Source organism: Spirillospora sp. NPDC049652 (genome assembly GCF_040675125.1).
In the GTDB taxonomy this organism is placed as follows: Bacteria; Actinomycetota; Actinomycetes; order Streptosporangiales; family Streptosporangiaceae; genus Spirillospora.
On the sequence record NZ_JBFAOF010000580.1, the window covers coordinates 1 to 4,634 of the forward strand.

At 73.9% G+C, this 4,634-nt stretch carries 6 protein-coding genes; 5 read left to right on the forward strand and 1 reads right to left on the reverse strand.

The window, feature by feature from the left end; genetic code table 11:
* Window positions 1–134: 134 nt before the first annotated feature.
* Complete coding sequence (locus tag AB0J52_RS28275) at window positions 135–641, reverse strand: GNAT family N-acetyltransferase (RefSeq protein WP_500185467.1); 507 nt, start codon at window positions 639–641, stop codon at window positions 135–137.
* Between the two features lie 34 nt (window positions 642–675).
* On the opposite strand from AB0J52_RS28275, the gene AB0J52_RS28280 reads away from it, so the two are divergent.
* The 5 genes from AB0J52_RS28280 to AB0J52_RS28300 form a co-directional block, all read left to right on the forward strand.
* On the forward strand, window positions 676–1,359 hold the full coding sequence (locus AB0J52_RS28280; protein ID WP_500185469.1) for an endonuclease V: 684 nt from the start codon (window positions 676–678) through the stop codon (window positions 1,357–1,359).
* Between the two features lie 106 nt (window positions 1,360–1,465).
* Window positions 1,466–1,864 carry a Zn-ribbon domain-containing OB-fold protein gene (locus AB0J52_RS28285; protein WP_500185472.1) on the forward strand — a complete coding sequence of 133 codons (399 nt, stop codon included), beginning with the start codon at window positions 1,466–1,468 and terminating at the stop codon, window positions 1,862–1,864.
* Window positions 1,861–2,211, forward strand: a complete 351-nt coding sequence (locus AB0J52_RS28290; protein WP_500185474.1) for a VOC family protein — start codon at window positions 1,861–1,863, stop codon at window positions 2,209–2,211. The genes AB0J52_RS28285 and AB0J52_RS28290 overlap by 4 nt, the downstream gene beginning before the upstream one ends.
* A 129-nt stretch (window positions 2,212–2,340) precedes the next feature.
* A complete protein-coding gene (locus AB0J52_RS28295) occupies window positions 2,341–3,936 on the forward strand; it encodes a class I adenylate-forming enzyme family protein (protein WP_500185477.1) in 1,596 nt (531 codons plus the stop codon).
* Between the two features lie 26 nt (window positions 3,937–3,962).
* Window positions 3,963–4,634: acetate--CoA ligase family protein (locus AB0J52_RS28300; protein WP_500185479.1), on the forward strand; the 672-nt coding region annotated here is incomplete at its 3' end.

Here is a 4,634-nt window from a genome sequence, read left to right on the forward strand (position 1 = left end):
GAACAACTTGATGATCTTGTCCAGGTTGTCCTGGTTGCGGACGAGCAGCGCGGTGTGGGCGGGGGCCGCGAGGTCGGCGAGATCGGTCGGCACCCGCCCAGCCTAGATGACCTAGCACTTGCTTGGGTAGCCGGTCAGGCGCGGCGGCGCTGCCCGTACACGTGCACGCGGCGTCCCCGGTACTCGGTGTCGCGCAGGTGGCGGTGCCCGATCCGCTCGGCGACGGCGACCGAGCGCGCGTTGCCCGGCAGGATCAGGGAGACCACCTCCTCGGCGTCCAGCACGGTGAAGCAGAAGGCGAGCGCCGCGTGGGCCGCCTCGGACGCGTACCCCTTCCCCCAGTGCTCGCGCACGAGGCACCAGCCGACGCCGAGGCCGGGGAAGCCGTGCGGGCTCCACGGTCCGGCGCGTCCGACGAACGCGCCCGTGCCCTTCTCGACCAGCGCCCAGTGCGAGAACCCGCGGATCTCGCGGTGCCCGATGAACATCGCGAGGTTGCGCCACACGTCGTCCACGGACCGGCCGGGCCCCTCGGCCAGCCCGTCCGCGACCTCGGGGTCGGCCATCATCGCGGCGTAGTCGTCGAAGTCGGCGCCCGTGAGGGGGCGCAGCACCAGCCGCTCGGTCTCCAGTTCGGTCATGGGCCCAGTCTGGGGCGGCGCTACGGTTTCCGCCATGGAGATCACGGTTCCGCACCCCTGGCCGTCCACGCCGGCCGAGGCCGAGGCGATTCAGAACGAGCTGCGCGGCCGCGTGGAGGCGTCCGGTTCGGTCGCGCCGCGCACGGTCGCGGGGCTGGACGTCTCGTACGCGGGGGACGGCGGCGGCGTCCACGCGCGCGTCGCCGCGGCGGCCGTGGTGCTGGACGCCGTGACGCTGGAGGTCGTGGACGAGTCGGTCGCGGTCGGGACGTCCGACTTCCCGTACGTCCCCGGCCTGTTCGCCTTCCGGGAGCTGCCGACGCTGGTCGAGGCCCTGCGCGGCCTCACCACCACGCCCGACCTGCTGGTCTGCGACGGCTACGGCCTCGCCCACCCGCGCCGCTTCGGACTGGCCTGCCACCTCGGGGTCATCACCGGCCTGCCGACGATCGGCATCGCCAAGACCGCGTTCGTCGGGACGCACGAGCAGCCGGGCCTCCGGCGCGGCGACCGGTCACCGCTGCTCCTGGACGGCACGGAGGTCGGCAGCGTCCTGCGGACCCAGGACGGTGTGAAGCCCGTGTTCGTCTCCGTCGGCCACCGCGTCGGACTGGACGAGGCGTGCCGGCTCGCGCTCACGCTCGCGCCGCGCTACCGCCTGCCCGAGACCACGCGCCGCGCCGACCGCCTCTCCCGCGACCGCCTCGCCACCACCTGAACCGTCCCGCCGTCCGACCCGGCCGGATGCGCTGTCGCAGCGCGTCGGGAGCGGGCGCGATCGGCACTCTTGTCCGCTAACCAAGCGTGCGCTAGTTTGGGCGGCGATGGACCACCCGCGCCCCGCTCCGACGCCGAGCCCGCTGACCGAGCCCTACTGGGCGGCCTGCGGGCGCGGTGAGCTGGCGCTCCAGCGCTGCGCCGGATGCCGCCGGTTCGTGCACTTCCCCGAGCCCCGCTGCCCCTACTGCGGGGGCGCCGAGCTGGCGTACGAGGCGGTGTCCGGACGGGGCGAGGTGCACACCTTCACCGTCGTGCACCGCTCGTTCCTCCCCGGTTTCGAACCGCCCTACACCGTCGCCTGGCTGGACCTGCCCGAGGGCGCGCGCGTCTTCGGCGACATCACCGGATGCCCGCCCGGGGACGTCCGGATCGGGATGCCGGTCCGCGTCCGCTTCGCCGAGCTGCCCGGCTTCGGGCCGATCCCCCACTGGAGCCCCGCATGACCGACCTTCCGCACCTCGGCAACGTGCTCTATCCGGCGCAGGACGTCGAGCGGGCCGTCGCCTTCTACCGGGACGAGCTCGGCCTCACGCTGAAGTTCCAGGACGGGACGCGGTTCGCCGCGTTCGAGGGCGGCGGCACGACCTTCGCGATCGCCGGGTCCGAGGAGGACGTCACCGGCGGCACGCCCGCCGCGTCCTTCAAGGTCGAGGACGTCGCGGCCACGGCGGTGCGGCTGACCGCCGCCGGGGCGGTGCTCGTGCGCGGACCCGAGGAGGGCCCGCACGAGGTCCGCGCCGTCCTGCGCGATCCCGCCGGAAACCTCTTCGTCCTCTACGGCTCCCGCTGACACCCGGGCACCCGGGTTCGCGGCCCGGGCCCCGCTCCGCCGGGCCGCGCGCCCGCCGGCCAGTACCTCCGCCTCCCGCCGTCCGCCCCGCATCCCACCCCCTCCAGCTTGAGCCGAAGGAGCCGAGCCGTGGCGCGAGACAACAGTCCTTCCAGCAGCGACTTCAGCAACTACGCCCACGCGATCCTGACCGCCAACGCCCTGCGCACCCCGGACAAGACGGCGCTGACCTACTGCGGCGAGCGGAGCTTCACCTACGACGAGCTCAACCGGCGGGTCAACCGCGTCGCGCACGCGCTGCTCGCCGCCGGGGTCGCGCCCGGCGCGCGCGTCGCGTCCCTGATGAACGAGACGCTGCACGTCGCCGAGGTGTACCTCGCGCAGATGAAGATCGGGTCGGTGGTCGCGGCGCTGAACCCCTACTGGCCCGCGGACACGCTCCGGCAGGTCGTCGAGCACTCCGAGTGCACCGCGTTCGTGTACGACGCGACGGTCGAGGGGCTGGTCGGGCAGATCCGCTCCGACCTGCCCAACGTGAAGCTGTGGCTGCGGGTCGGCGGACCGGCGGACGACACCGTGGACGTCGACGCCCTCGCGGCGAACGCGAGCGAGGCGGAGCCGCCGCTCGGCGGGTTCGGCGACGACCTGCTCGCGCTGTTCTACACCTCCGGCACGACGGGCCTGCCGAAGGCCGTCATGCACACGCACTTCTCGTCGCTGGCGTCCGCGCAGATCTGGCTGGACGTCGAGCACGGCCCCGACTCGGTGATGGGCACCGGCGCGATCATCTGGGGCATCGGCTTCCCCGCGCTGGTCGGCCCGGCGTTCTACGCGGGCATGACGCTGGTGCTGGAGCAGGACTGGGGCCCGGCGAACTTCCTCAAGGTCGTCCCGCGCGAGCGGGTCACGCACGTCTCGCTGATCCCGAGCTTCTTCTCGGCGCTGCTCGGCTCGGACGACCACGAGGGCGTGGACCTGTCGTCGCTGAAGGCGATCGTGCTCGGCGGCGAGCCGCTGCTCCCGGCGCTGCGCGAGCGCATCCTCACCCGGGTGCCGGGCGCGGCGATCTACAGCTACTACGGCCAGACCGAGGCGCCCTACACCTGCTTCGGACGCCAGGACGACGGCAGCCAGGACATCGCGTCGGTCGGCCGCGCCCGCACGTCCTGCGCGGTGCGGATCACCGACCCGAACGGCCGGCGCGTGGTGGGCGAGGTCGGCGAGATCAACCTCGCCGGGCCGAACGTCATGGCCGGCTACGACAAGCTGCCCGACAAGACCGCCGACGTCCTGCGCGACGGCTGGTACGTCGGCGGCGACCTCGGCCGCATGGACGCGGACGGCTTCGTCCACGTGCTCGGACGCCGCGAGGACGCGATCCTCAAGGGCGGCCAGTGGACCCAGCCCGTCCAGATCGAGGAGGCGGCGATCGAGCTCGACGGCGTCGCCGAGGCGGGCGCGGTCGGGGTCCCGGCGCACCCGGAGGGTCAGGACGCCGTCGAGCAGAAGGTGCTGCTCGCGGTCGTCGCGCGCACGGGTTCCGGCGCGGGCGCGGCGCTCACCGAGGACGCCGTCAAGGCGGCGCTCGCGGACCGCCTGCCCGAACACCAGCGGCCCGACGCGGTGGTCATCGCCGAGGCGCTCCCGCACACCCAGGACGCGTCGGGCGGCCCCGGCAAGCTGCTGCGCCGGGGCATCCGCGACGCCTACGCCGACCGCGTCTGACGCCCGGCCGTCTCCGAGGAGGACTGGTGAGCCACGTTCCCGAACACCAGGTCAAGGCGTGGATCTCCGGCTTCGGGGTGAGCGTGCCGCGCGGCGCGGTCGCGCGCACCCACGCCGAGGTCGAGGCGGCGGCGTCCGGGCTGACCCCGCCGCTGGTGGTGAAGGCGTTCGGCCCTGGGCTGCTCCACAAGAGCGACGCGGGCGCCGTGCGGCTCGGCCTCGGGTCCGCCGGGTCCGCCGCGGTGGCCGCCGCCGAGATGCTCCACGCCCTGGCGGACAAGGGGATCGTCCCGGACGGGTTCCTGGTAGAGGAGCAGGCGGAGCCGGGCGTCGAGGTGATCGTCGGCGCGGTGCGGGACCCGGCGTTCGGGCCGGTCCTCATGTTCGGCCTCGGCGGCGTTTGGACGGAGGCGCTGCGCGACACGTCCCTGCGGCTCGCTCCGATCACCGAGTCCGACGCGCGCGCGATGCTGGCCGGTCTGCGCGGGTCCGCCCTGCTCGACGGCTTCCGCGGCCGTCCGCCGGTGGACCGGGACGCGCTGGTCAAGGTGCTGCTCGCGATGAGCGACATGGTCACGGCGCTGGACGGAGAGTTCACCGAGTTCGAGCTGAACCCGGTGATCTGCGGGCCGTCCGGAGCGGTGGCCGTGGACGCGCGGCTCGTCGGCCGGAGCCGAACCCAAGGCCGCCCAGGTGGG